The organism is Streptomyces sp. NPDC088157, assembly GCF_044741545.1.
Lineage (GTDB): Bacteria > Actinomycetota > Actinomycetes > Streptomycetales > Streptomycetaceae > Streptomyces.
Genome location: NZ_JBIUSU010000002.1, coordinates 988,387 through 1,014,381, shown reverse-complemented (window position 1 = coordinate 1,014,381; position 25,995 = coordinate 988,387). Strand labels below are relative to the sequence as shown.

Sequence of the window (25,995 nt, the reverse complement as noted above, 5' to 3'; positions counted from 1 at the left end):
CACCCTCATGACGAACAACAATTCCGTGTCCCGTGTGGCGCTCAAGAAGATAACCCCCGATGTCTCCGCCGCGATGGGCTCCCTGCATGGCGTCGCCGTTTCCGCGGCGCAGGACGCCAAGGTCGAACCCGAGATCCTGGAACTGATCAGGATCCGCGCCTCACAGCTCAACGGCTGCGCGTTCTGCCTCGACATGCACACCAAGGACGCCCGCGCCCAGGGCGAGACCGAGCAGCGGATCTACGCGCTGAACGCCTGGCGTGAGACCCCCTTCTTCAACGAACGGGAGCGCGCCGCACTGGCGTTGACCGAGGCGGTGACCCTGGTGCACGACGGCCAGGTCCCGGACGCGGTGTACGCCGAGGCCGCCGAGGTCTTCGACGAGACGCAGGTGGCGGCGCTGATCTGGGCGGCCACGGTCATCAACGCGTACAACCGGATCGCCATCGCGACCCGTATGGTGCCGGGGGCCTATCAGGCCGCCAAGAAGTAATAGCACAGATGCCGACCGATATCGGCGAAGAGCGCAGCGGAATACGGGCATCGGCGATATTCGCCGATGCCCGCCGCGTTATGCGCTCTCTTTACGGGCTCTCTGTTCTCCGTGCGTTTCTAGATATCCGGAAGCGGCTCCGACAACCCGTCCAGCCACTTCCGCCATTCCTCCGCCCGCGGCGCGGGACCGGCTGTCATCGGATCCCCGATCCAGCCCGTCACCGGCCGGATCCCGTGCAGTGCGTTCACCAGCCACACCTCACGGCCGGCCAGCTCGGCCACGGTGCGTTCGCGGTACGCGGTCCGGATCCCGGACCGAGCGGCACGTTCGCGAACCAGTCCGACGGTCACTCCGGGCAGGACGGGCAGCCGGGGCGGCGGCAGGCACAGGGTGTCGCCCTCCCACCACAGCACGCTCGCGGTGGCCGACTCCAGCACCACCCCGGACGGGCCGACCAGCACCCCTTCCTGCGCCCCTTCGTCGACCGCCCGCCCGCGCACCCGGGCCAGGACGTCCAGGTCCGGGCCCTTGCGGCGGGGCGCGGTCCGTCGGTCCGGCTGGCCCACGGACCAGAGCCGTATCTCCGTGCCGAGCGGCGGGGCGTTCCGCAGCCGCAGCCTCAACTCCAGGGAACTGGCCGTGAGTTCCACCCGGGGGAACCACTCGCCGGTGCGTGGCAGCGCGGCGGTCACGTCCTGCCAGAACTCGACGAGCCGACGCGGCCCCGGGCCGCCGCACTCCGCGCAGGCCCGCAGGAACCGCTCCCGGTGCCGGCCGTACCCGCGCACCCGGCCCTCGCGGACCAGCCACGAGTCCGCGACCAGCAGCGGCCCGTCCGCCACGGTTTTCGGACCGACGGTCAGCCCACGACCGGGCGTCCACGTCGACAGGCCCTCACCGACGGTCAGTTGCGCACCCACTCGGTCCTCCTCAGTACTTCCCGCCGGCCACCGCCGGAGCCCCGCCCCGGGGCCCGTACGGCGCGTGCTCCAGCCATGAGCCGCACGAGGGCAGCACGGGTGCGAGGGCGGCGGCCGCCCGTTGCCTGAGCCGCACGATCCGGCGTCGTGGCCGCAGATGGTCCAGGGCGACTCCGGCGGCCTCGCTGTTGAACAGCCCCGCCGCCCGCCGTACCTCCGCGAAGGCGGCCACCGCCTCCGGCGTGCCGGCCGCCACGGCCGCCGCGGCCGCCGCCGCGTCGGCGATCCCGCTGTTCATGCCGCGCGCGCCGAACGGCGGGAACAGGTGGGCCGCCTCGCCGACGAGCAGCACCCGCCCGTGCGGGTCCGTGAAGGAAGCCGCGACCTTGCGCAGAAAGCGGTACGTCGACACCCACAGGATCCGGTGGGCGTACCCCTCGCCCACGACCCCGGGCAGCCACTCCCGTACGGCGGCCTCGGTGCCGTAGGCCTCCTCGGGGTCGTCGTCGCGGCACTGGAGGTCCACCTGGAAGCCTCCGGTGAACGGCACCCGCATCACACTGCGGTTCCCGACGCCCGGATGCTCGTAGTGGAAGACCCGCTCCAGCGGCAGTTCGGCACCCGGCATGTCCGCCACGTCGACGACGACGTGGAAGCCCTCGCCGCGCACGCCCTCCATGGCGATGCCCAGTGCGCCCCGCACGGCCGAGCGGGCGCCGTCGGCGGCGACGACGTACCGGGCGCTCCACTCCCGTCCGTCCTCGCCGACGAGCGAGACACCCGACCCGGACGGGCGGACGCCCGTGATCCGAGCGTCCCAGACGAACTCCACCCCCGCCCGCTCGCACGCGGCGCGCAGGAAGCGCTCCGTGTCCAGCTGGCGCAGGCTCGTGAACGGCGGGAGCCCCGACGGCGGCGGGAAGGTACGCGCGTACACCTCACGGCCCCGGTAGAGGGTGCGCCGGGTGTGCCAGGTCCGGCCGTACGCGGTGATCTCCGCGGCCAGGCCCGGGGACATCCCGTCGAGCAGCCGCAGGGTCTCCCGGTGCACGAACAGCGCCCGGCTGCCCGGCCGTCGGCGGTCCTCGGGGTCCGCCTCGAGGAGCACGACCGGCAGGCCGTGCGCGCGCAGGGCCAGCGCGGCCGACAGACCGACCGGGCCCGCGCCCACCACGATCACAGAGTTCACGCGCGCACGCTCTCTCGCGTCCCGGTCAGCATGCGGGTGATCTCCACCCGCTTCACCTTCCAGGTCGCCGTCATCGGCAGCTCCTCGAACCGCCACTGGCGCGGCTCGGCCATCGCGGGCAGATCGGCGGTGGCCTCCCGCCAGCGCTCCGGATCCAGCGGCTGTTCGCCCCGCACGCACACCACCGGCACCGGCTCGCGGTCCGCACCGGCCACGATGACGACCTCGCGGAGTTCCTCCAGCCGCTCCATCAGCGCGTCCTCGACCGCCAGGTTGCTGTGGACGGCGTCGATCTGGTCCACCTCGCGGTCGATCAGATGCAGGGCGCCGAGGCGGGTCATGTAGCCCATGTCGCCCATCTGCCACCAACCGCCGTCGAGTTGACGCTCGTACTGCGCCCGGGCGCCGAGGTAGGTGAGGATCCGCCCCCTGGTGCGGGCCTCGATCCGTCCGGGCGTCCCGGGCGCGACCCGCCTGCCGTCGGGGTCGGCGATCCGGACCCGGGTGAAGCCGGGGATCCCGATGCCCACCCGGCGTCCGTCGGCGCGCTCGACGCTGCGCCGCGTGAACCACTGGAACGCGACGGGCCCGGTCTCGCTCTGCCCGTACAGCTGGATCAGCCAGGGCGCCCGCCGCCGCGAGGCGCCCAGCAGCCGCCGTACGGTGCGCGGATGGATCGCGTCGAACGTGGAGCCGTAGGACTTCACCCGGGACAGCGGGGCTCCCGGCGCGTCGGCCAACTCCTCCCACAGCACGAAGGTGTTGGGGTGCGTCTCGACGATGCCGGGGCGGTGGCGGGCCAGCAGCGGCCCCACGGCCGCCGGGTCCGGGTCGGTGATCAGCACGAGCGGGCTGCCGAAGTGCAGCAGGACACCGAGCAGGTGGTAGAAGCGCGAGTGCACGAACGACATGTGCAGCGCGGCGGTCTCGCCCCGGGTGGGCCAGCCCATCGCCTTCTGCGGCACGAGACGGTTCCACATGGTGTTCGGGCAGTGCACGGCCAGCTTGGGGACGCCGGTGGTGCCCGAGCTGTGGGTGATCAGGGCGGGCTCGCGTGGGTGCAGCCGTACGGGAGCGGGCGGCTCGGCGCCGGCGTACTTCTCCAGAGGCTCGGCGCCGGGCGCGTCGTCGACGGAGAGCACCTGTCGTACCTGGGAGGCGAGGCCGGCGTCCTTCAGCGGGCCGTCCAGCTTCGCCCTGTCGGTGATCAGCCAGGGCTGCCGCAGCCGTTCGAGCAGCTGGCCGACGACGGGGCCCGCCAGGCCGGGGGACAGGAGCACCGGGACCGCGCCGATCAGGGAGACCGCGCAGGTCAGCAGCACGATGTCGACGTTGTCCGTCTTGTGTACGACCACCTGCTCCGAGGGCCGCACCCCGGCCGCCCACAGCCGGCCCGACAACTCCTCGACCACGTCGGCCAGGACCGTGTAGTCGAGGTCGACCCCGAGGGAGGGGTGGGTGTCCAGCGGCCGGTCCAGGGTGACGAAGACGGCTCCGTGCCGGTCGGCCGCCCGCCGGAACAACGGACCCAGGTAGAACCCGCGGTCGGCGAGCAGGGGTTGCTGCGACATGTGGCTGTTCCTTTCGGACGGGGACCCGGACACGGTCACCACGCGCCCTGGCGGACCAGGTGGCGGCGGAGCTTGCCGGTGGAAGTGCGGGGCAGTGACGCGACGAAGCTGACGCTCCGGGGCACCTTGAACGCGGCGAGCCGCTCCCGCGCGAGAACGAGAAGATCGGCTTCCAGCCGGCCCAGACCGGTGGCGCCGCCGAGGCGGCCGTCCGGCTCGGGGGATTCGCCGGATCGGGCGGGGCCGGGAGGTGGCGTGGGTTCGGGGAGTTCGTTGGGTTGGGTGAGACCGGCGGGCTCGGCGGGGCTGAGTGGCCTGGTGGGTTGGGTGAGACGAGCGGGCTCGGCGGGGTCGAGTGGCCTGGTGGGTTGGGTGAGACGAGCGGGCTCGGCGGGGTCGAGAGGGCTGGTGGATTGGGTGAGACCGGCGGGCTCGGGGGAGCCGACGGGGCCGGTGATACCGGTGAGATCGGTGAGACCGGCGGAGCGGCCCGTGAGACCGGCGGGGCCGGAAGGCCCGGGTGCGCCGGGTGTTCCGGTGGGGCCCGCGAGGGGAGTGGTCCGGGTGGTCGGCACGACGAAGGCGCGAAGGCGGGTACGGCCCTGGCCGTCCGGGACGGCCGCCACCGCGACCTCCCGGACCGCCGGATGAGTGCGCAGGACGGCCTCCACCTCCAGCGGGGAGACGGTGATGCCGCCGACCATCTCCATGTCGTCGGTGCGGCCCAGGTGCCGGTAGGCGCCGTCCGTTTCGCGGCGTGCCCGGTCGTGGGTGGCCAGCCAGCCGCCGACCAGCGTGCGGCGCGTCTCCTCGGGCCGGTTCAGATAGCCCGGCGTGACCGTCGGCCCGCGAACCCACAGCTCCCCCTCCGCACCCTCGGGCACGGGCCGCCCGGCACGGTCGCGCAGTTCCACCTCGAACCCCGGTACGGGACGCCCGACCGTGCCCGGGTGGTCGTGGCCGAGGCTGTTGGCGCAGAAGGCGTGACCGGCCTCGGTGGAACCGATCTGCTCCAGCACGGGCGCGCCGAGCAGCTCGGTGATCTGTCCGCCGAGCCCGTCGGGCAGGCCCTCGCCGGCGGAGACCGCGACGCGCACCGAGGCGAAACAGGCCGCGTGGCCGCTACCCCGGTCGGCGACCAGCGCCGCGTACGCCGACGGCACGGAGTAGAGCAGGCTCACCCGGTGCCGGGCGACGAGTTCGTCGACGGCGGCGGGGGTCGGACGCCGGTCCACCAGTACGGCGCTGGAGCCGGAGAAGAGCGGGAAGACGAAGGCGTTGCCGAAGCCGTAGGCGAAGTACAGCTTCGACACCGACAAGGTGACGTCCTCCTCGGTGATCCCGAGCAGCCGCCGGCCGATGAGGTCGTGATAAGCCTTCGGGTCGCCGTGCGTGTGCACGACGCCCTTCGGACGGCCCGTCGTACCGGAGGTGTACTGCACGTACAGCGGCGTGTGCGCGTCCACCGGGTGGGCGGCGGCAGGCCCGGCGGCGGGGGCGAGCGCGAGGAACTGGTCGGCGCCGAGGCGGGCCCGGTCGGCGAACCGGTCCTCGAGGCCCGGCCCGGTCACGCACAGCACGGCGTCGACGTCCTCGGCCATGAACGCGTGCTCGGGCGCGGGCAGTTCGGGATTGACCAGGACGGCAACGGCCCCGAGCCGGGCGACACCGAGGAAGGCCGCCACCCACGCGATCCCGTCGGGCAGCGCCAGCAGCACCCGGTCCCCTGCCCTCACCCCGTGATCCGCGAGCACACCGGCCGCCCGCGCCGCGAGCCCGTGCACCTCACCGTGGGTCCACACCTGGTGCCCCTGATGGAAGGCGGCCCGTGCGGTCCACCCGCGCCGCTCGGCGAGGTCGGCGAGATACGCGGCGAGGTTTCCGGGGCCGGCGGCGTCCTCCCGGCTCGCGGCGGCCGGTCGCGAGGTCGCCGTGGACTGCGAGGCCATCGGGGACGGCGAGGTGGTCGTGGACTGCGAGGCCGTCATCGGGTGGCTCCCTTCACGGTGGCCGGGACGGCGGCGGGCCCGGTGAGGCTGCCGGAAATGCCGGGGGTACCGGGATGTGCCGGCGCGGGCGTCCGGTTGCCGGTCGGCGCCGGGGGCTGTCGGCGTGCCGTGCGGCCCGCCGGCCGTGGCTCCGGTCCGGGGTCGCCGGTCGCGCCGCCCCCGGACCGGTGGCCCGCGCCCACCCGGGCCCCGGCCGGCTCCTCCACCCTCTCCCCGGCCGCCCCGGTCCGTGCCGCGGTGTGCTCACGCAGGGCCCGCATCTGGGCGGCCGTCTTCAGCAGCATCTCGTCGTACTCCGCGACCGGATCGGAGTCCAGGACGATGGCGCCCCCGGCGCCCATCCGCATCAGGCCGTCGGCCAGGACGGCGGTGCGGATGACGATGTTGAGGTCCGCGCCGCCGCTGCAGCCCAGGTAACCGAGGGCGCCCGCGTACACGCCACGCGCCTCGGTCTCCAGCCCGTCGATGATCTCCAGGGTGCGCTGCTTGGGCGCCCCGGTCATCGACCCGCCGGGGAAACAGGCGCGCACGCAGTCCACCGCGTCCGAGTCCTCGCGCAGCCGGCCCTCGACGGTGGAGACGAGCTGGTGGACGGTGGCGTACGTCTCGGTGGCCATCAGCCGGGAGACCCGCACGGTCCCGGTCCTGCAGACCCGCCCCAGGTCGTTGCGGAGGAGGTCGACGATCATCAGGTTCTCGGCGCGGGTCTTGGCGTCCGCCGCCAGCGCGTCCCTGAGCCGGGCGTCTTCCAGCGGACCCGCCCCGCGTGGCGCGGTCCCCTTGATCGGCTTGGCCTCGGCGACGCCGTCCCGGGTGATCCGCAGGAACCGCTCGGGCGAGGAGCCGACCACGTCGAGGTCGCCGAATCGCAGGAAGGCGGCGTAGGGCGCGGGGTTGACGCGGCGCAGCACCCGGTAGAAGCCGTAGGCGTCGTCCGGAGCGGGTAACGTCGCCGCGTTGGTCAGGCAGATCTCGTAACTGGTGCCCGCGGCGAGCTCGCGCCGGCAGGCCGCGATGTCCGCGAGATAGGTCGCCCGGTCCCGCACCAGCCAGGGCTCGACACCACCGACGTCCGGATCACCGACCCCGGCCCCGCTGAACCCGCTTCCGGCCCCGCCGACACCGAGTCCGGCCCCGCCCGACCCGGGTCTCGTCCCCTTGACCCCGGCCGCACCGTCCGCCGTCTCGTCCCTCCCGTCGGCCGCGGCCCGCGTCAGTCGTGGCCGGTCGGGCTCGGTGGGCAGGGAGGTGAGCCGGGCCAGCGTGTTCTCGAGCCAGTCGGTGGCTTCGAGGGTGGCCTGCGGGGTGTCCTCCGCCAGGCAGACCGCGTAGGTGTGGCCCTTCTCGTGGTCCACCGCGATCAGCCGGTCGGCGAACAGCCAGCAGGCGTCCGGGGTGGTGGCGCGGTGGCGGTTCGGGGAGCCGCAGTCGGCCTTCGTCTCGTAGCCGAAGTAGCCGACGTAGCCGCCGGTGAAGTCGAAGGGCAGCCCGGTGGCGTCGACCCGGCGGTTCGCCAGCTGCCGTTTGAGATAGTCGAAGACGCTCGCCCGGACCTTGCGCGGCGGTCGCCCGGCCCGTTCGATCTCGCAGCGGCCGGCCTCGACGTCGTACCGGACGAACTCGGCGAGCGGACCGCTGTCGTCGCCGAAGAACGAGAAGCGGGAGAGCCCCCGCTCGACCCGGGAGCTGTCCAGCCAGAACGCCCGCGGCGAGTCGGCGTACAGCCGGGTGAAGGCGGCCTCCGCGTCGATCGCCCCGGCCATGCGGCGGGTGTGCAGCCGATGGGCGGGACCGTCGGCCCGGCGCGGGCGGGGGACGAGCACGGCGGGGCTCGGCATCGCCGCCGCGGCCGGTGTGACCGCCGTGTTCTTCGAGCGTGGCTTGCGGGCCCGCTCGGCCGTGAGGTTGCGGAAGTTCACCAGCATCCGGTGGCCGTACTCGGTGAGCACCGACTCCGGGTGGAACTGCACGCCCCACAGGGGCCGTTCGCGGTGCCGCAGTCCCATCAGGACGCCGTCCTCGGCCCAGGCGGTGGCCTCGAGCGTGTCGGGCAGCGGCTCGCGTACGGACAGCGAGTGGTAGCGGACCGCGGTGAAGTTCTGCGGCAGCCCGTGGAACAGGTCCCGTCCGTCGTGGCGGACGGCCGACAGGTGCCCGTGCCGGGGCTCCGGGGCGGACGTCACGCGGCCGCCCTCACCGTGGGCGATGCCCTGGTGGCCGAGGCAGACGCCGAGCACCGGCACCGGGGACTCGGCGAGCACTCTGGCGCTGATGCCGAAGTCACGCGTCTTCGCCGGGTGCCCGGGTCCGGGCGACACCACGACGTTGTCGAAAGCGGTGAGATCGGGAACGGCGCCCGCGGGGGCGTCATTGAGGATCACCACCGGCTCCTCGCCGTTGACCTCGGCGATCAGCTGGAACAGGTTGTACGTGTACGAGTCGTGATTGTCGATGAGCAGGGTCTTCACCCGCCCACCTCCCTAGGGTCGTTCTCGGGTTCTACGCGGTCCGTCGTTTATGCCGTCCGCGAAGCGCCTGGAGCGGTGGATACAGCCATTTCTTGAAGAAACGCTGAAGGCGGGGCATGAGAATCCACGTGACGAGGGCCGTCACGCAAAGGCAGAGCAGCAGTGTGCGAACGATCGGATTGAGACCGCCGAGATAGGGGAGTGCGATCAAGTTGAAAAGGAGCACCGGTGGGAAAACCGCGCTCATATTCACGAACCATAGCTTCCATTTCGACGGCGGGGCCGGCGTCTTCGGTGCGGCGGTCTGGGAGTCGAACCAGGCCTTGGAGCCCCGCACGCTTCTGCGGTCCGTCTGCCGGGCGATGCCCAGCGCCCGGGCGTCCCACTCGACCCGGGTGGTGGAGTCCTCCCAGGCCCGGGCCGTGCCTTCGGTCGCGAAGCGATAGACCACATGCCACTCCGCCTCTCCATCGACAAGTACACCGCCTCCCAGGAAGCCGGGCTGCCGTGCGCTCGCGCCCAGCATGGCCCACCCCCAGGAGTGGAAGTCGGCCTCGCGGCCCGGCACCACGCGATATGCGGCGGTGACGGTGACGGGATTACTGGTCACACCGTCGAGTACGCACCGGAGAGCAAGCGCGTTCACAGGTTCTTCAAACTTCTACAACTGTCTTATGCTGTCCGGAAAGCGGCTTTTGATGGCTTTTTCGGCGGTCTTGACGTCTTCACTCGAGCGGTACTGCCGGTAACTTTCCCGGAATTCCGGGAAGCGCTTGCCGGTGAGTCGCGGGAAGTGCACGATCGAGCTCCCGAAACGCTCCCGGATCTCAAGGAGGACCATGTCCAGGTACGACTGGAACATGACGCACGAGGGAATCGAAAGGGCTCGTTCGGCAATAGAACCGGCCCGAAAGGAAGTAACCGCCCATCCGATTTACCAGCGGATAGGCAGCCGGGCGGACATGGCGACGTTCATGACGCACCACGTGTTCGCGGTCTGGGACTTCATGTCCCTGCTCAAGTCGCTCCAGCGCGAGCTCACCTGCGTCGACGTGCCCTGGGTGCCGCGCGGCTCGGAGGTGAGCCGGCGGCTCATCAACGACATCGTGCTGGTCGAGGAGAGCGACGAGCTGAACGGCGGCTTCACCAGCCACTTCGAGCTGTACCGCGCGGGCATGGACGAGGCGGGCGCCGCCACGGCCCGGATCGACACCTTCATCGAGCTGATCGGCGAGGGCCACGACGTGCCGGCGGCGCTGCGGGTCGCCCAGGTCCCCGCGCCCGCCGCCGAGTTCGTGCGCACGACCTTCGGCATCATCGCCGACCGGCCCCTGCACTGCCGGGCCGCCGCCTTCGCCTTCTCCCGGGAGGACCTCATCCCGGACATGTTCGACCAGGTCATCAAGAAGGAGGGCACCGACCGGTTCCCGCTCTTCCGCGACTACCTGGCCCGTCACATCGAGGTCGACGGCGAGGAGCACACCCCGATGGCCATGCAGATGGTGGCCGACCTGTGCGGCGACGACGACACGCGCTGGCAGGAGGCCGTCGAGACGGCCACCCTCGCACTGGAGGCGAGGAGCCGCCTGTGGGACGGCATCACGGAGGCGATGGCCTGAGGGGCGGTTCCGACGCGGGCTCCGGAGCCGGTGCCGTCTCGGGCGCCTCCCCGAACCGGGCCAGTGCCAGCGCTCCCGCCACGGCGACGGCGAATCCCAGCACGGCCAGCCAGCCGAACCCCTCCCGGGTACGGTCCCCCAGCCACACCACCCCCACCAGCGCCGGTCCGATGGTCTCCCCGATCACGATCCCGGCCGTGGCCGTCGTCACCGACCCCCGCTGGAGCGCCGACGTCAGCAGCAGGAACGCGGCGCCACCACCCAGCAGCAGGGCGTACACCGCCGGGTCGGTGAGCAGCTCCGAGGGGGCGAGCGAGTCGATCAACCGCACCGTCACCTCCACCACCCCGAACCCGAAACCGGCCCCCAGGCCCAGCATCAGCGCCCGACTCCGCCCGGCCAGCCCCCTTCCGGCGAACCACAGCAGCAGCACTCCGCCCGCCGCGCCGAGCATCACCCAGGGCAGCGCCGGCGGCCCGCTCTCCTCGCCCTCCGAGCCCGCCGCCAGCCCCAGCATCGCCAGCCCCGCGCACACCACCCCCACCGCCGCCCACTCGGTGCGGCTCAGCCGAACGTCCAGCAGCCGCGCCGCGACCACCGCCGTCACCGCCAGGCTGGCGGCGAGCGCCGCCCCGACGGCGTAGATCGGCACCGACCTCAGCGCGGCGATCTGGAACAGGAACCCCAGCCCGTCCAGCCCGAGCCCCGCCAGATACCGCCACTGCCGGATCGCGCGCAGCAGCAGCGCCGCGTCCCCGCCGCTGCCGTCGGCGGCGGCACGCGCGGCCATCGCCTGCAACACCGTCGCCGTACCGAAGCAGACCGCCGCGCCGAGGGCGCACACCATTCCGAAGAGCACGAAAGGACTGTAGGGGAACGGCTCGTGGGCGGGCCGCCTTCGGCCGCACTCGCCCCGGTGTCTAGGCTGACGGCCGGAAATCGCCGTAGGGGCGATGCGGCAACGGGGAGACGGAACCATGGCGGACGCGCGTCGCAGACTTCGCTCGGGCACGGTCGTACTCGGTGGCATGGGAGTGCTCGCGGCGGCCCTGACCGCCTGCTCCTCCGACCCCGACAAGCGCTGTGTCGACCGCGACAGCTACAACCTCACCAAGGGCTACAAGGTCGTCGCCGACAAGAACTGCAAGTCCGGCAGGACCACGGCTGACGGCGTCTGGTACTACGGCGGCAAGAAGAAGGACTCCTGGGTCGACGGCGGCTCCTTCACCAAGCCGGGCAAGGGGTCGAGCGGCTCGACCGGCTCCAGCGGGGGCAGCAGGAGCAGCGGCGGCAGCGGTGTCGACCGCGGCGGCTTCGGCGGCGACAGCGACAGCGACAGCGGCAGCCACAAGGGCAGCTCGGGCGGCTGAGCGACCGGACGACCGAACGGCTGAACAGGACACCGGCACCCATGCGACGTCACACCGTCGAACCCCGCCCCGACTGGCAGCGGACCGTCGAGGAACAAGGGCTCGTCTACCCCCTCACCCGCCACCCCGACGGCCGTCTGCGGCCCTACTGGGACGAGAGCGCGTACTACGCCTTCACCCTCGACGAGGTCGAGGCGCTGGAGGAGACCGTCGAGGAACTGCACGCCATGTGCCTGGCGGCCGCCGCCCACCTCGTGGAGACCGACCGCCTCGCCGACCTCGGCATCACCGACCCGCGGATCGCGGCGGCGGTCGCCGAGGCCTGGCGCCGTCGCGCCGAACTCCCGTCCGTCTACGGCCGTTTCGACCTCCGCTACGACGGCATCGGCCCGGCGAAACTCCTGGAGTACAACGCCGACACCCCCACCTCGCTCGTGGAGGCGGCCTCCCCCCAGTGGTTCTGGATGGAGGACCGCTTCCCCGGCGCCGACCAGTGGAACTCCCTCCACGAACGCCTGATCGCGGCCTGGAAGAAGCAGGCCGCCCTCCTGCCGCCCGGCAGCCCGCTCTACTTCGCGCACTCCTCGCAGGACGAGCTGGGCGAGGACCTCATGACGGTCGCCTATCTCAAGGAGACCGCCGAGCAGGCCGGCCTGGACACCGACTGGATCTCCATGGAGGAGATCGGCTGGGACCCGCTGTCCGGCCGCTTCGTCGACCGCCGGCTGCGCTTCATCCGCAGCTGCTTCAAGCTCTACCCGTGGGAGTGGCTGACCACCGACCGCTTCGCCGGTCATGTCCTGGACAGCCTCGACAACGGCGGCGGCACCGGCACGACGATGTGGATCGAACCGGCCTGGAAGATGCTCCTCAGCAACAAGGCCCTGCTGGCCGTCCTGTGGGAGCTGTACCCAGGGCACCCCAACCTCCTCCCCGCCTACCTCGACGGCCCTCGCGAACTGGCGTCCACCACCGGCTACGTCGCCAAGCCGCTGCTGGGCCGCGAGGGCGCCGGCGTCACCGTGCACGAACCCGGCGCCGCACCAGTGCCGCGCACCGACGAGCCCTGCTGCTACCAGCAGTTGGCGCCCCTCCCCGCGTTCGACGGCAACCACGTCGTCCTCGGCGCGTGGATGGTCGAGGACGAGTCGGCCGGCCTCGGCATCCGCGAGTCCTCCGGCCTCGTCACGGACGAGTACGCCCGCTTCCTGCCGCACGTGATCCTCTAGTTCCTCCCGAACCTTCGAACCCTCCAGCCCCGTCCGGCACCTCCAGTCCCACCGGAGGGGTCCGCAGGGGTGCTCCCGCGCAGGTCCCGGCGTCGCTCGCATGGTGGACGCCGGAGCTCTGGTTCCGGTCGTGCCCGGTAGGCTGGCGGCGGGCCGTGACTGGCGCGCTGGGATGGGACGGACCATCGGGGAGCGGCCTGTGAGTGACAGAGTGCCGTGCGCCTGGGCCAGACCGAGACCGTGACCGCTCGCACGCCACGCCATCCGGAGGCCGACGACATGTCTGAGCAGCAGCCCCTCTCCACCGAGTCCACCGCCTTCCGCGCCGCCCTCGACGTGATCCGCGCCGTCGAGCCGCGCGTCGCCGACGCCATCGGCCAGGAGGTCCACGACCAGCGCGAGATGCTCAAGCTGATCGCCTCGGAGAACTACGCCTCTCCGGCCACCCTCCTCGCGATGGGCAACTGGTTCAGCGACAAGTACGCCGAGGGCACCGTCGGCCGCCGCTTCTACGCCGGCTGTCGCAACGTCGACACCGTCGAGTCGCTGGCCGCCGAGCACGCCCGCGAGCTCTTCGGCGCCCGCCACGCCTACGTCCAGCCGCACTCCGGCATCGACGCCAACCTCGTCGCCTTCTGGTCCGTCCTCGCCGACCGCGTGGAGGCCCCGGCCCTCGCCAAGGCGGGCGTCCGTCAGGTCAACGACCTCTCCGAGGCCGACTGGGCCGAGCTGCGCCAGGCCTTCGGCAACCAGCGCATGCTCGGCATGTCCCTGGACGCCGGCGGCCACCTCACCCACGGCTTCCGCCCGAACATCTCCGGCAAGATGTTCGACCAGCGCTCCTACGGCACCGACCCGGCCACGGGCCTGATCGACTACGAGGCCCTGCGCGCGTCGGCCCGCGACTTCAAGCCGCTGATCATCGTGGCCGGCTACTCGGCGTACCCCCGTCTGGTGAACTTCCGGATCATGCGCGAGATCGCCGACGAGGTCGGCGCGACCCTGATGGTCGACATGGCCCACTTCGCGGGCCTGGTCGCGGGCAAGGTCCTGACCGGCGACTTCGACCCGGTGCCGCACGCCCAGATCGTCACGACCACCACCCACAAGTCCCTGCGCGGCCCGCGCGGCGGCATGGTCCTGTGCGACGAGTCCCTCAAGGACCAGGTCGACCGCGGCTGCCCGATGGTCCTCGGCGGTCCGCTCCCGCACGTCATGGCCGCCAAGGCCGTCGCCCTGGCCGAGGCCCGCAGGCCGTCCTTCCAGGACTACGCCCAGCGCATCGTCGACAACGCGCGCGCGCTGGCCGAGGGTCTGATGAGGCGCGGCGCGACCCTGGTCACCGGGGGCACGGACAATCACCTGAACCTGATCGACGTCGCCTCCTCCTACGGCCTCACCGGCCGGCAGGCCGAGGCCGCCCTGCTCGACTCGGGCATCGTCACCAACCGCAACGCCATCCCCGCCGACCCGAACGGCGCCTGGTACACCTCCGGCATCCGCATCGGTACGCCGGCGCTGACGACCCGGGGCCTGGGCACGGCCGAGATGGACGAGGTGGCGGCCCTGATCGACCGGGTCCTGACGGCGACAGAAGCGGGCACGACGAAGTCGGGCGCCCCGTCCAAGGCCTCCCACGTCCTGGACGAGAAGACCGCCGACGAGATCTCCCGCAGGGCGACGGACCTGGTGGCCGGTTTCCCGCTGTACCCGGAGATCGACCTCGGCTGACGACGGCGGCACCCCGGGCGGCCCCGCGGCCGCCCGGGACCCGTTCCGGGCGGTCCCCGCGCTCTGAGACAATGATGAGCATGGCCACAGACCGACCCCGCGTGCTCTCCGGAATCCAGCCCACCGCAGGCTCGTTCCACCTCGGCAACTACCTCGGCGCCGTCCGCCAGTGGGTGGCCCTCCAGGAGACCCACGACGCGTTCTACATGGTCGTCGACCTGCACGCGATCACGGTCCCGCAGGATCCGAAGGAGCTCAGCGCGAACACGCGGCTGGCCGCCGCCCAGCTCCTCGCGGCCGGTCTCGACCCGGACCGCTGCACGCTCTTCGTCCAGAGCCACGTCCCCGAGCACGCCCAGCTCGCCTGGGTCATGAACTGTCTCACCGGTTTCGGCGAGGCCGGCCGGATGACGCAGTTCAAGGACAAGTCCGCCAGGCAGGGCGCCGACCGCGCCTCCGTGGGCCTGTTCACCTACCCGATCCTCCAGGTCGCGGACATCCTGCTGTACCAGGCCAACGAGGTGCCGGTCGGCGAGGACCAGCGTCAGCACATCGAGCTCACCCGTGACCTCGCGGAGCGGTTCAACGGCCGCTTCGGCGAGACCTTCACGATCCCGAAGCCGTACATCCTGAGGGAGACGGCGAAGATCTACGACCTTCAGGATCCGTCGATCAAGATGAGCAAGTCGGCGTCCACGCCGAAGGGCCTCATCAACCTGCTCGACGAGCCGAAGGTCACCGCCAAGAAGATCCGCAGCGCGGTCACGGACACCGACACGGTGATCCGCTACGACACCCAGAACAAGCCCGGCGTGAGCAACCTGCTCAGCATCTACTCGACGCTGACCGGCACGAGCGTCGCGGAGCTGGAGCGGAGCTACGAGGGCAAGCTCTACGGCGCGCTCAAGACCGACCTCGCCGACGTCGTCGTCGACTTCGTGACGCCGTTCCGGGACCGCACCCAGCAGTACCTGGACGACCCCGAGACGCTCGACTCGATCCTGGCCAAGGGCGCGGAGAAGGCGCGAGCCGTCGCCGCCGAGACGCTGGCCCGGACGTACGAGCGAGTGGGCTTCCTGCCCGCGAAGCACTGAGCGGCGCTCGGAAGCACTCGGGGCGCACCGCACACCTGTTCCTCCGGGCAGAGCGCTGCACATCACTTTCCCTGCGCCTGCCCAGAGCACAGCTGTGGCCGTACAGTCGATAGCCGTACGACTGAGTACGAACCCGGCACCACACCCCGCCATGACGACAGGACGAAGGAGAAGACGTGGGGACCGTAACGATCGGCGTGTCGATCGCGGTCCCGGAGCCTCACGGCAGCCTGCTCCAGGAGCGGCGCGCGGGCTTCGGCGACGCCGCGGCGCACGGCATCCCCACGCACGTCACGCTGCTGCCGCCGACCGAGGTCGAGGCGAGCGCGCTCGCGGCCGTCGAAGCGCACCTCACCGAGGTCGCCGCGGCCGGCCGGCCGTTCCCGATGAGGCTGTCCGGTACCGGCACGTTCCGGCCCATGTCGCCGGTGGTCTACGTACAGGTCGTCCAGGGCGCCGAGACCTGCGCCTGGCTCCAGCAGCGGGTCCGTGACGCCTCCGGGCCGCTCACCCGCGAGCTCCAGTTCCCCTACCACCCGCACGTCACCGTCGCGCACGGCATCGACGAGGCGGCGATGGACCGGGCCTTCGAGGAGCTCGCCCACTACGAGGCCGAGTGGTCCTGCACCGGCTTCGCCCTCGCCGAGCAGGGTTCCGACGGCGTCTGGCGCAAACTGCGCCACTTCGCCTTCGGGGGCGCGGTCGTCCCGCCACAGGCCGCCCGCGCCGACCGGGGTTCACTGCCGACGCGTTAGCGCGTTCCCGGGAGCCCGCCCTGGACCGGCAGCCGTCGGAACAGCCCGCGCGGTGTGTGCCGCAGCGCCGACATCACCACGCGCAGCACCCCCGGCACCCACACGGTCTCCGAGCGGCGCCGCAGCCCCAGCTCGACGGCCGTGGCGACCGCCTCCGGGGTGGTCGCCAGCGGCGCCTCCGCCAGCCCGGCGGTCATCCTCGTCCGGACGAACCCGGGGCGTACGACCATGACATGGACGCCCGTGCCGTGCAGCGCGTCGCCCAGGCCCTGGGCGAAGGCGTCGAGCCCCGCCTTGCTGGAGCCGTAGATGAAGTTCGAGCGGCGGGCCCGCTCGCCGGCCACCGAGGAGAGCACGACCAGGGAGCCGTGGCCCTGGGCCTGGAGGGCGCGTGCGCCGACCAGCCCCGCCGACACGGCCCCCGTGTAGTTGGTCTGTGCGACGCGCACCGCGGCCGACGGGTCGCGCTCGTCGTTCGCCTGGTCGCCGAGGACCCCGAAGGCCAGCAGCACCAGATCGACGTCGCCCTCGGCGAAGACCTTGCCGAGGACCGCCTCGTGGGACCGGGGGTCGAGCGCGTCGAACGGGACGGTGCGCACGTCCGCCCCCAGGGTGCGCAGCTCGGCGGCGGCCGACTCCAGCGCGGGCGACGGACGCCCGGCCAGCCACACCGTGCGGGTGCGGCGGGCGATCAGGCGGCGGGCGGTGGCCAGCGCGATCGTGGACGTGCCGCCGAGGACGAGAAGGGACTGTGGGAGGCCGAAGGCGTCCTTCATGGTGACTCCTGGATGTTGAGCCGGCGGGCGAGGTCCGAGACGAACACCCCGCGCGGGTCCAGCGCCGCGCGCAGCGCCCGGAAGTCGTCGAGACGCGGGTACATCGCGGTCAGCAGTTCGGGGCGCAGCCGGGAGTCCTTGGCGAGGTAGACGCGGCCGCCGGCGGTGGCCACCTCCTCGTCCAGCTCGTCGAGGAGTGCGCCGAGGCCGGGCACCCCGGCCGGGACGTCCAGGGCGAGGGTCCAGCCCGGGCGCGGGAAGGAGAGCCAGCCGGGGTCGGCCTCCCCGAACCGCTTGAGGACGGCCAGGAAGGACGGGCAGCGGCGGGCGGAGATACGCCCCACGATCCGGCGCAGGGTGTCCTCCTGTCCGTATCCGACGACGAACTGGTACTGCACGAAGCCGTCGCGGCCGTAGACGCGGTTCCAGTGGGGGACGCCGTCGAGGGGGTGGAAGAAGGCGGAGATGCTCTGGAGTTCCCCGGTACGCGCGCGTGGCGCCGTGCGGTACCAGAGTTCGTTGAACAATCCGACGGTCGTGCGGGTGAGCAGGCCGTTCGGCAGGAACGCGGGAGCGGCCGGGAGCCGGGACGGGCGGAACGCGAGCGGATCCCTGCGCGCGCGGGCGGGCAGCGCGTCCAGGGGTGCGTGCTCGCCGCGGGTCAGGACCGCGCGTCCGGTGGCCGCCCCGCGCGCGAGGAGGTCGATCCAGGCGACCGAGTAGCGGTAGCGGTGGTCGGTGGCCGTCAGCCGGGCCATCAGGTCGTCGAGGTCGGCGGCCCGCTCGGTGTCGACCGACATCAGGGAGGTGCCGACCGGCTGGAGCCGGATCCTGGCCGTCAGGACGACGCCGGTCAGGCCCATGCCGCCGACGGTCGCGTCGAACAGGTCGGTACCCTGCTCCACCGTGCGGATCGTGCCGTCCGCCGTGAGCAGTTCGAAGGACGGCACATGACGGGCGAAGGACCCGCAGACGTGGTGGTTCTTGCCGTGGATGTCGGCGCCGATCGCGCCGCCCACGGTCACGTACCGGGTGCCGGGGGTCACGGGCACGAACCAGCCGAGCGGCAGCAGGACCTCCATGAGCCGGTGCAGGGAGACGCCCGCGTCGCACAGAACGCTCCCGTCGTCGGCGTCGATGACGTGGACGCGGTCCAGGCCGGTCAGGTCGATCACCGACCCGCCCGCGTTCTGCGCGGCGTCCCCGTACGCCCGTCCCAGGCCCCTGGGGATGCTTCCGCGGGCCCCGCAGTCCCGGACCGCCGCGACGGCCTCCGCGTAGGTCCGGGGGCGGACCACCCGCGCGGCGGAGGGAGCCGTACGGCCCCATCCCGTGACGGGAACGAGCTCGGAGGATGTCTCGGCAACGGTCCCGGACGCGGTCGTGGCAGGCATGGTCGTGACCGTATCGCCTCTATATGGGCGATTAATTTTGAAACATTCATTGCTGCTCTTTACGGGTGATTAATGGTATGTCGCCGAATATTGCCGGAAATTCGAGAAGGTCGGCGTGAACAGTGAGTTCACATGGACGAACTGGACGACCTGGACCACCGGATCCTCTCGGCGCTCCGCGCCCGGGGCGCGGACCCACGCGTCGCCCGTGTCGCGCGCGCCCTGTCCTGGGCGGGCGAACACGGGGCTCTCTGGCTCGCGACGGGCGTCGTCGCAGCCGCCGTCGACGGCCCGCGGCGCGGTGCCTGGCTGCGCGCCACCGCGCTCACCGCGGGCGCGCACGCCGCCAGCGTGGGAGTGAAACGGATCGTCCGACGCCCGCGGCCCGCCCACGTCGAACCCCTCGTGCGCACCGCGGGACGGCACTCCTTCCCCAGCTCGCACGCGACCTCCGCCGCGGCCGCCGCCGTCGCCTACGGCGCGCTCGGGGCGCACGCCACCGTGCCGCTCGCCGCCGCGATGTGCCTCTCACGCCTGGTCGTCGGCGTCCACCACCCCTCCGACGTGGTGGCCGGCGCGGCCCTGGGAGCGCTCACCGCGCGGCTGGGGGCGCGCTGGATGAGGGAGGGGCACCGTGGCTGAGGCACTGCTCCACCATCAGCGCACGCACCGCCCGCCGGCCCCCCGGCCGCCGAGCCATCGCCCCGGCACCCTCGTCGGCGGCATTCTCAGGACCACCCGCCCCAAGCAGTGGGTCAAGAACACCCTGGTCGTCGCCGCCCCCGCCGCGGCCGGCCGGCTCTTCTCCCCGCACGCGCTCGGTCAACTCGCCCTCGTCTTCGCCCTGTTCACCACCTCCGCCGCCGCCGTCTACCTGTTCAACGACGCCCGTGACGCGGAGGCCGACCGCGCCCACCCCACCAAGCGGCACCGCCCGGTCGCCGCCGGACAGGTCCCGGTGCCCGTCGCGTACGGCGTCGCGGGCGCCCTCGCGGTCCTCGCACCGGCCGCCGCGGTCCTGCTGACGACCCCCGCCGTCGCGGCGCTGCTCATCGCCTACCTGGGCATGCAACTGGCGTACTGCGTCAGCCTGAAGCACGTCCTGGTCGTCGACCTGGTCGTCGTCACGACCGGGTTCCTGATGCGGGCGACGGCGGGCGGACTCGCCCTCGGCATCCCCCTGTCCCGCTGGTTCCTGATCACCACCGGTTTCGGTGCGCTGTTCATGGTCGCGGCCAAGCGCTACTCCGAGGCCGTCCAGCTGGCCGGCACCGCGGGCGCCACGCGCGTGCTGCTCACCGAGTACACCACCGGCTACCTGCGCTTCGTCTGGCAGCTGGCGGCCGGGGTCGCCGTGCTCGGCTACTGCCTGTGGGCCCTGGAGGAGGGCGGCGTCCCGCACACGAGCCTGCTGCCCTGGCGCCAGCTGTCCGTGGTCGCCTTCGTCCTGGCGGTCCTGCGCTATGCCGTCTTCGCCGACCGGGGCACCGCGGGAGAGCCCGAGGAGGTCGTCCTGGGCGACCGCGCCCTCGCCCTCATCGGCCTGGCCTGGCTTGCCATGTACGGGCTGGCGGTGGCCAACTGGTGAGCCACGCGCGCGTGCCGCCACCGGCAGGCCGGCGAGAGCCCCGCACCGGCCACCGTCCCGCGTTCACGGGGTACCCGAACCCTGGTGTTCCGCGATAGTCGTGTCGGCATCCGCGTCGGCGGCATGCGCGTCGTTCCTCGGGACAGGGGCAGAGTCGGATCATGGACTGGCTGAAGAAGCTTCCCGGCATCGGGCCGTGGGTCGCGCGCCTCATGGCCACGCACGCGTGGCGGTCGTACGAGCGACTGGACCGGGTGAAGTGGACGCGGCTGGCCGCCGCGATGACGTTCGTCAGCTTCGTCGCGCTGTTCCCGCTGCTGACCGTGGCCGCCGCCATCGCCGCCGCCACGCTGAGCGCGTCCCAGCAGCAGGAGCTCCAGGACAAGATCGCCGATCAGGTCCCCGGCATCTCCGACCAGCTGGACGTCAACGGCCTGGTCCAGAACGCGGGCACCGTCGGTTCCATCGCCGGTGCGGTGCTGCTGCTCACCGGTATCGGCTGGGTCGGCCAGATGCGGGACTGTCTGCGCGCGGTGTGGGAGCGGCCCGACAGCGACGAGAATCCCGTCCTGCGCAAGGCCAAGGACGCGGGCGTCCTCGTCGGCCTCGGCGGCGCGGTCCTGCTCACCATCGCCATCTCGACCGTCGCCTCGGCCCTGGTCGGCTGGATCACCGACCGCTCGGGCGTCGACGAGGCGGGCTGGGGCACCGTCCTGCTGCACGTGGCGGCGTTCTCCGTCGCCGTGCTCGCCGACTTCCTGCTCCTGCTCTACGTCCTCACCCTGCTGCCCGGCGTCGAACCCCCGCGCCGCCGCCTCGTCGTCGCCGCGTTCATCGGCGCCGTCGGCTTCGAACTGCTGAAGCTGCTGCTGAGCGGCTACATGCAGGGCGTCGCCGCCAAGAGCATGTACGGCGCGTTCGGCGTGCCCATCGCCCTGCTGCTGTGGATCAACTTCACCGCGAAGCTGGTCCTGTTCTGCGCGGCCTGGACGGCGACGGGCAGCGTCCCCGACAACCCCCGGGACATCGACGTCAGCGACGACGTCGTACCAGGTCCGGCAGCGGCCAGCGGCGGTTGACGAGGAACGCGCCGCCCGCGAGCAGCACCAGCAGTCCTCCGGTGATCGCCAGCGCGATCCACATGCCGCCCGAGCCGTTCTCGGTCACCGCGCCCGCCACCGGCTTCGCCGACACGTCCCCGGCGCCGCCGGCCTGCCCGGACGCGTCGGACGGGGAGGGGTTGGCGCCGGGCTGCGCGCTCGCCTGCGCGGTGCCCTTCGGCGCGACCAGCTCACCCACCGGCGTCACCTTGCCGGCCGCCTGGAAGCCCCAGTCCAGCAGCGCGGCGGTCTCCTTGTAGACCTCGTTGTGGTCGGTCTTCTCCGGGTTCATGACCGTGACGAGCAGCACCTTGCCGTTGCGCTCGGCCACGCCGGTGAAGGTCGCGCCCGCGTTGGTGGTGTTGCCGTTCTTGACGCCCGCGATGCCCGGGTACTGGGAGATGTCGTAGTCGCCGCTGAGCAGCCGGTTGGTGTTCTGGATCTCGAAGGTCCCGCGGCTGGTCTTGCCCTTCTTGTTCTTCTTCGTCTCGCCGGGGAACTTGGCCGTGACGGTCGAGCAGTACTCCCGGAAGTCCTTCTTCTGCAGGCCCGAGCGGGCGAACAGCGTCAGGTCGTACGCCGAGGAGACCTGGCCGGGGGCGTCGTAGCCGTCCGGGGAGACGACGTCCGTGTCGAGGGCCTGGAGCTCCTCGGCGTGCTCGTTCATCTGCCTGACCGTCTCGGCGACGCCGCCGTTCATCGCCGACAGGACGTGCACCGCGTCGTTGCCGGAGCGCAGGAAGACGCCGAGCCACAGATCGTGGACCGTGTACGTCTCGCCCTCCTTTATGCCGACCAGGCTGGAACCGGATCCCATGCCGGCCAGGTCCTTCGCCTCGACCTTGTGCACGGTGGCCTTGGGGAACCTCGGCAGGACGGTGTCGGCGAAGAGCATCTTCATGGTGCTCGCCGGGGGCAGCCGCCAGTGCGCGTTGTGCGCGGCGAGCACGTCCCCCGACTCGGCGTCCGCGACGATCCACGACCGCGCGGTGAGGTCCTTCGGCAGCACCGGCGCACCGCCCGCGATCGCCACCTGCGTCCCGGCCTGCCCGAGCCGTGTGCCGCCCACGGACGACATGTCCGGCGGCGGAGCGACCGACGGCGAGGCGGACGCGGACGACGAGGCGGAGGGGGCGGCCGACGGCGAGGCGGAGGCCCTCGGCGAGCCGGACGCCGCAGGGGACGGCGACGGGCTCGGCGCCGCGAGCGAGGCGGGCGCGGTGAGCGCGAGGGACGCGAGGGTCGCGGAGGTGACCAGCAGGGTTCGCCTGACGGTCTGCATCATGGGTGCGGGCACGACGGAGAACGTACCTGGCACGTGACGGGAAGTCCCGTCACCCTCCCCACCCCGGTCACGGAACCGGACACGCGCCGGTGATACTGAACCCATGAAGCTCAGCCGCCCCGTCTCCTGGTTCCTGCTCGCCTTCGGGGTGTGGAGCTGGATCATCTGGGTCACTTTCGTCAAAAACCTGATCAAGGACAGCAGCGGACTCGCGTTCGACGACGGCGACCCCACGGCGTACTTCTGGGTGCACCTGACGCTCGCTGTCGTCTCCTTCGTATTGGGGACGGTCGTCGGAGCCATCGGGTTGCGTGGGCTGCGCGCACTGCGGCGGGTGTCATAACCATGGTGATCGTCTTCGTGCTGCTCGCCCTGACCGTGCTGGTCGCGGCCAACTGGTACCTGTGGCGGCGGCTGTTCCGCGACACCACCCGCGGCCCCGGCCGGGCACGCCGCGGCGGCGCGGTGCTGATCGCGGGCGGCTGGGTCCTGGCGATCGGCGCCCTGGTCGCCGAACGCACCGGCGCGCCCTTCTGGCTCCAGCGCGTCATGGCCTGGCCGGGCTTCCTGTGGATGGCCCTGTCGGTCTATCTCCTGCTGGCCGTGATCGCGGCCGAGGCCGTACGGCCCCTGCTGGACCGCTTCCTGAAGAGGCGGACGTCCGCCCGGACGCCCGTGGCGCAGCCGGAGCCGGTCCCGGTGGGGGCGGCGCCCTCCCCGGAGCAGCCGGAGCCCGAGGACCCCGCACAGGCCCCCTCGGCCCCTTCCCGACGGCTCTTCGTCTCCCGGGCGGTGGGTGGCGCGGCGGCCGCGGTCGCCGTCGGGACGGTCGGCTACGGCACCTACGGCGTGCTGCGTGGTCCCAGGGTCAAGCGGGTCACGGTGCCGCTGGCCAAGCTTCCGCGCGGCGCCCACGGTTACCGGATCGCGGTCGTCAGTGACATCCATCTGGGTCCGGTCCTCGGCCGGGGCTTCGCGCAGAAGGTCGTCGACACGATCAACGCGACGCAGCCCGACCTGATCGCGGTCGTCGGCGACCTGGTCGACGGCAGTGTGAAGGACCTGGGCCCGGCGGCGGCCCCGCTCGCGCAGCTGAAGGCCCGTCAGGGCAGCTTCTTCGTCACCGGCAACCACGAGTACTTCTCCGGCGCCGAACAGTGGGTCGAGGAGGTGCGGCGGCTCGGCCTGAACCCCCTGGAGAACGCCCGCGCGGAGCTGCCCTGGTTCGACCTGGCGGGCGTCAACGACATCGCGGGCGAGAGCGAGGGCCAGGGGCCCGACTTCGCCGGCGCGCTCGGCGACCGTGACACCACGCGCGCGTGCGTGCTCCTCGCCCACCAGCCCGTCCAGATCCACGACGCCGTACGCCACGGCGTCGACCTCCAGCTCTCCGGTCACACCCACGGCGGTCAGCTGTGGCCCGGCAACCTCTTCGCGGCCGCCGCGAACCCGACCGTCGCGGGCCTGGAACGCTACGGCGACACCCAGCTCTACGTGTCCCGGGGCGCGGGCGCCTGGGGCCCGCCCACACGGGTGGGAGCCCCCTCCGACATCACCGTCGTCGAACTGGCCTCGACGCACGCCTGACGGTCGGTCAAAAACCTGTGCACAGGCTGTGAAACCCGTCCGAAACAAGGCGTCGGTAAGTTCTTTCCCATCTCGCCAGAAGCCTCTTCCCCCGTGCGAAACAGGTGTGGTTGGGTGAGCCCCGCCGCCAAGGGGAGCGGCACTTTTTCTGGGGACTGGGCCCGTCCTGCGGCCTGGGGAGGCAGGACATCACCATGCGATCTGTTCGCATGCGGATCCTCATGGCGCTGCTGGTTCTCGCGGTCGTCGGAGTGGGCGGCTGGCAGTTACTGCCGTCGCAGGACAGCGGCGGCGCGACCATCAGGGTCGGCACCACGGACACCGTCACCTCGCTCGACCCGGCGGGCGCCTACGACGCCGGTTCGTGGGCCCTGTTCAGCAACGTCTTCCAGTCGCTGCTGACGTACGCGCCGGGCGGCGCCTCGCCCGTGCCCGACGCGGCCAGGAGCTGTTCCTTCGCGAAGGGCGGTCTCACCACGTACACCTGCGAGCTGCGCGACGACCTCACCTTCAGCAGCGGCGACAAGGTGACCGCCGAGGACGTGAAGTTCTCCTTCGACCGGGTCAAGAAGATCGACTCGAACGTCGGCCCGGCCTCCCTGTTCTCCACCCTGAAGTCGGTGGACGCCAAGAACCTCACCGTCACCTTCCACCTGTCGACACCCGACGCCACCTTCCCGTTCAAGGTGGCCACCGGGGCCGGCTCGATCGTCGACCACACCCGCTACCCGGCGGGCGCCCTGCGCATCGGCAACCGCGTCGACGGCACCGGCCCCTACGAGCTGACGGGGTACACGAAGGGCAAGAAGGTCCTGCTGTCGCCCAACTCGCACTACAAGGGCGCCGTGTCGACCGGTTCACCCGTCGAGCTGCGCTACTACTCCGACCCCGACACCCTGGAGAAGGCCTGGAAGGCCAAGGACGTCGATGCCGCGACACGTCAGCTTCCGCCCGCCGTACTGGCCGCCCTCGACACCAGCGACCCCGATCAGCGCGTATACGAGGCCGACTCCTCCGAGACCCGCAACCTGTACTTCGACACCCGCTCCGGCGCACCGCTGCACGACACGGACGTCCGCAGGGCGATGGCCTGGCTGATCGACCGCGACCAGCTGGCGGCGAGCGTGTACGACGGGACCGTCGAGCCGCTGTACTCGCTCATCCCGGCCGGCATCACCGGCCACACCACTTCCTTCTTCGACAACTACCCGGACCGGAACACCGCCAAGGCGCGCAAGCTCCTGGAGTCGGCCGGCGTCGGCATCCCGGTGAAGTTCACCTACGGCTACGGCCTGGGCAGCGGCTCCGCGGCGGCCGAGGCCAGGGAGCTCAAGCGGCAGCTGGAGGCGAGCGGTCTGTTCAAGGTGGACGTCAAGGGCTACGAGTGGACCGACTTCCAGAAGCGGTGGGCCACCGGCAAACTCGACGCGTACGCCGTCGGCTGGGTCGCCGACTACCCCGACCCGGACACCTTCGCGGGCCCGCTCGTCGGCACCGACTCCACCATGAACACGGGCTACAGCAGCAAGGCCGTCGACGACTACATCGCCGGAAGCCGGCAGTTCGCCGACCGCAGCCGGGCCGCCGGCGACTTCCGCGGCCTCCAGCAGGTCATCGCCGAGGACGTGCCGGTCGTCCCGCTGTGGCAGCGCAAGGAGTATGTCGTCACCAGCACGGACATCGGCGGCGGCCAGTTCCTGGCGGACGGCGACGGAGTGTTCCGCCTCTGGAAACTCGACTGGATCTGACCGGGTCCCCTCCCTGCCCGCGGGCTCGGTCCCGTGAGCTGGGCACGCGCCCCCGTCGGACCGGGC

The 25,995-nt window shown here is 72.0% G+C and carries 24 protein-coding genes and 1 riboswitch; of the genes, 13 read left to right on the top strand and 11 right to left on the bottom strand.

Annotated features, from left to right (window positions below):
- Positions 1 to 7: 7 nt before the first annotated feature.
- Positions 8 to 493 (top strand): carboxymuconolactone decarboxylase family protein, encoded by a 486-nt coding sequence (locus ACIPFH_RS10805; RefSeq protein WP_356252162.1) that lies wholly within the window; start codon positions 8 to 10, stop codon positions 491 to 493.
- Positions 494 to 612: 119 nt separating this feature from the next.
- Here the strand turns inward: ACIPFH_RS10805 and ACIPFH_RS10800 are convergent, their stop codons facing one another.
- The 7 genes from ACIPFH_RS10800 to ACIPFH_RS10770 are packed head-to-tail and all read right to left on the bottom strand — an operon-like array spanning position 613 to position 9,515.
- Positions 613 to 1,416: an aminotransferase class IV gene (locus ACIPFH_RS10800; protein ID WP_401824932.1), complete on the bottom strand. Its 804-nt coding sequence runs from the start codon at positions 1,414 to 1,416 to the stop codon at positions 613 to 615.
- Between the two features lie 10 nt (positions 1,417 to 1,426).
- Positions 1,427 to 2,605 (bottom strand): FAD-dependent monooxygenase, encoded by a 1,179-nt coding sequence (locus ACIPFH_RS10795; protein ID WP_401824930.1) that lies wholly within the window; start codon positions 2,603 to 2,605, stop codon positions 1,427 to 1,429.
- Positions 2,602 to 4,176: a class I adenylate-forming enzyme family protein gene (locus ACIPFH_RS10790; protein ID WP_401824928.1), complete on the bottom strand. Its 1,575-nt coding sequence runs from the start codon at positions 4,174 to 4,176 to the stop codon at positions 2,602 to 2,604. Before ACIPFH_RS10790 ends, ACIPFH_RS10795 begins: the two co-directional genes overlap by 4 nt.
- A 35-nt stretch (positions 4,177 to 4,211) precedes the next feature.
- Entirely contained in the window at positions 4,212 to 6,125 is a 1,914-nt protein-coding gene (locus ACIPFH_RS10785; RefSeq protein ID WP_401825153.1) for an AMP-binding protein, read from the bottom strand.
- A 35-nt stretch (positions 6,126 to 6,160) separates the two neighbouring features.
- On the bottom strand, positions 6,161 to 8,653 hold the full coding sequence (locus ACIPFH_RS10780; protein WP_401824926.1) for a chorismate-binding protein: 2,493 nt from the start codon (positions 8,651 to 8,653) through the stop codon (positions 6,161 to 6,163).
- Between the two features lie 31 nt (positions 8,654 to 8,684).
- On the bottom strand, positions 8,685 to 9,263 hold the full coding sequence (locus tag ACIPFH_RS10775; RefSeq protein WP_401824924.1) for a hypothetical protein: 579 nt from the start codon (positions 9,261 to 9,263) through the stop codon (positions 8,685 to 8,687).
- Between the two features lie 51 nt (positions 9,264 to 9,314).
- Positions 9,315 to 9,515 carry a hypothetical protein gene (locus ACIPFH_RS10770; protein ID WP_401825169.1) on the bottom strand — a complete coding sequence of 67 codons (201 nt, stop codon included), beginning with the start codon at positions 9,513 to 9,515 and terminating at the stop codon, positions 9,315 to 9,317.
- Here ACIPFH_RS10770 and ACIPFH_RS10765 point away from each other — a divergent pair.
- Positions 9,493 to 10,272, top strand: a complete 780-nt coding sequence (locus ACIPFH_RS10765; protein WP_401824922.1) for a DUF3050 domain-containing protein — start codon at positions 9,493 to 9,495, stop codon at positions 10,270 to 10,272. The two genes, ACIPFH_RS10770 and ACIPFH_RS10765, sit on opposite strands and share 23 nt — an antisense overlap.
- Here the strand turns inward: ACIPFH_RS10765 and ACIPFH_RS10760 are convergent.
- The gene (locus tag ACIPFH_RS10760; RefSeq protein ID WP_401825151.1) at positions 10,253 to 11,119 is read right to left on the bottom strand and encodes a hypothetical protein; all 867 of its coding nucleotides are present in this window, start codon (positions 11,117 to 11,119) and stop codon (positions 10,253 to 10,255) included. The genes ACIPFH_RS10765 and ACIPFH_RS10760 overlap by 20 nt on opposite strands.
- Before the next feature lie 130 nt (positions 11,120 to 11,249).
- Between ACIPFH_RS10760 and ACIPFH_RS10755 the strand changes: the two genes are divergently transcribed.
- The 5 genes from ACIPFH_RS10755 (at position 11,250) to ACIPFH_RS10735 (ending at position 16,451) form a co-directional block, all read left to right on the top strand.
- Positions 11,250 to 11,642: a hypothetical protein gene (locus ACIPFH_RS10755; protein ID WP_401824921.1), complete on the top strand. Its 393-nt coding sequence runs from the start codon at positions 11,250 to 11,252 to the stop codon at positions 11,640 to 11,642.
- Positions 11,643 to 11,683: 41 nt separating this feature from the next.
- On the top strand, positions 11,684 to 12,871 hold the full coding sequence (locus ACIPFH_RS10750) for a glutathionylspermidine synthase family protein (RefSeq protein ID WP_401824919.1): 1,188 nt from the start codon (positions 11,684 to 11,686) through the stop codon (positions 12,869 to 12,871).
- A 145-nt stretch (positions 12,872 to 13,016) separates the two neighbouring features.
- A riboswitch (ZMP/ZTP riboswitch) is annotated at positions 13,017 to 13,106 on the top strand.
- A gap of 44 nt (positions 13,107 to 13,150) precedes the next feature.
- Complete coding sequence (locus tag ACIPFH_RS10745) at positions 13,151 to 14,602, top strand: glycine hydroxymethyltransferase (RefSeq protein WP_401824917.1); 1,452 nt, start codon at positions 13,151 to 13,153, stop codon at positions 14,600 to 14,602.
- A gap of 80 nt (positions 14,603 to 14,682) precedes the next feature.
- Positions 14,683 to 15,696 carry a tryptophan--tRNA ligase gene (gene trpS / locus ACIPFH_RS10740; protein WP_356252192.1) on the top strand — a complete coding sequence of 338 codons (1,014 nt, stop codon included), beginning with the start codon at positions 14,683 to 14,685 and terminating at the stop codon, positions 15,694 to 15,696.
- Positions 15,697 to 15,872: 176 nt separating this feature from the next.
- The gene (locus ACIPFH_RS10735; RefSeq protein ID WP_401824915.1) at positions 15,873 to 16,451 is read left to right on the top strand and encodes a 2'-5' RNA ligase family protein; all 579 of its coding nucleotides are present in this window, start codon (positions 15,873 to 15,875) and stop codon (positions 16,449 to 16,451) included.
- On the opposite strand, the gene ACIPFH_RS10730 is transcribed toward ACIPFH_RS10735, so the two are convergent.
- Together ACIPFH_RS10730 and ACIPFH_RS10725 are read right to left on the bottom strand one after the other, a co-directional pair.
- Entirely contained in the window at positions 16,448 to 17,227 is a 780-nt protein-coding gene (locus ACIPFH_RS10730) for a decaprenylphospho-beta-D-erythro-pentofuranosid-2-ulose 2-reductase (protein WP_401824913.1), read from the bottom strand. The two genes, ACIPFH_RS10735 and ACIPFH_RS10730, sit on opposite strands and share 4 nt — an antisense overlap.
- Complete coding sequence (locus tag ACIPFH_RS10725) at positions 17,224 to 18,621, bottom strand: FAD-binding protein (RefSeq protein ID WP_401824911.1); 1,398 nt, start codon at positions 18,619 to 18,621, stop codon at positions 17,224 to 17,226. The genes ACIPFH_RS10730 and ACIPFH_RS10725 overlap by 4 nt, the downstream gene beginning before the upstream one ends.
- A 132-nt stretch (positions 18,622 to 18,753) precedes the next feature.
- On the opposite strand from ACIPFH_RS10725, the gene ACIPFH_RS10720 reads away from it, so the two are divergent.
- The 3 genes from ACIPFH_RS10720 to ACIPFH_RS10710 all read left to right on the top strand — a co-directional run bounded on the left by ACIPFH_RS10720 (position 18,754) and on the right by ACIPFH_RS10710 (position 21,288).
- Complete coding sequence (locus ACIPFH_RS10720; RefSeq protein WP_401824909.1) at positions 18,754 to 19,263, top strand: phosphatase PAP2 family protein; 510 nt, start codon at positions 18,754 to 18,756, stop codon at positions 19,261 to 19,263.
- Complete coding sequence (locus ACIPFH_RS10715) at positions 19,256 to 20,209, top strand: decaprenyl-phosphate phosphoribosyltransferase (RefSeq protein ID WP_401824907.1); 954 nt, start codon at positions 19,256 to 19,258, stop codon at positions 20,207 to 20,209. The genes ACIPFH_RS10720 and ACIPFH_RS10715 overlap by 8 nt, the downstream gene beginning before the upstream one ends.
- A 161-nt stretch (positions 20,210 to 20,370) precedes the next feature.
- Positions 20,371 to 21,288, top strand: coding sequence for a YihY/virulence factor BrkB family protein (locus ACIPFH_RS10710; RefSeq protein WP_401824906.1), 918 nt, complete (start codon positions 20,371 to 20,373; stop codon positions 21,286 to 21,288).
- Here the strand turns inward: ACIPFH_RS10710 and ACIPFH_RS10705 are convergent.
- Positions 21,242 to 22,606, bottom strand: coding sequence for a D-alanyl-D-alanine carboxypeptidase family protein (locus ACIPFH_RS10705; RefSeq protein WP_401824905.1), 1,365 nt, complete (start codon positions 22,604 to 22,606; stop codon positions 21,242 to 21,244). The genes ACIPFH_RS10710 and ACIPFH_RS10705 overlap by 47 nt on opposite strands.
- 91 nt (positions 22,607 to 22,697) lie before the next feature.
- Here ACIPFH_RS10705 and ACIPFH_RS10700 point away from each other — a divergent pair, with 91 nt between their 5' ends.
- The 3 genes from ACIPFH_RS10700 (at position 22,698) to ACIPFH_RS10690 (ending at position 25,929) form a co-directional block, all read left to right on the top strand.
- Positions 22,698 to 22,937: an SCO4848 family membrane protein gene (locus tag ACIPFH_RS10700; protein ID WP_356252212.1), complete on the top strand. Its 240-nt coding sequence runs from the start codon at positions 22,698 to 22,700 to the stop codon at positions 22,935 to 22,937.
- 2 nt (positions 22,938 to 22,939) lie between these two features.
- Entirely contained in the window at positions 22,940 to 24,181 is a 1,242-nt protein-coding gene (locus tag ACIPFH_RS10695) for a metallophosphoesterase (RefSeq protein WP_401824903.1), read from the top strand.
- Between the two features lie 194 nt (positions 24,182 to 24,375).
- On the top strand, positions 24,376 to 25,929 hold the full coding sequence (locus ACIPFH_RS10690) for an ABC transporter substrate-binding protein (protein WP_401824901.1): 1,554 nt from the start codon (positions 24,376 to 24,378) through the stop codon (positions 25,927 to 25,929).
- Positions 25,930 to 25,995 lie beyond the last annotated feature (66 nt).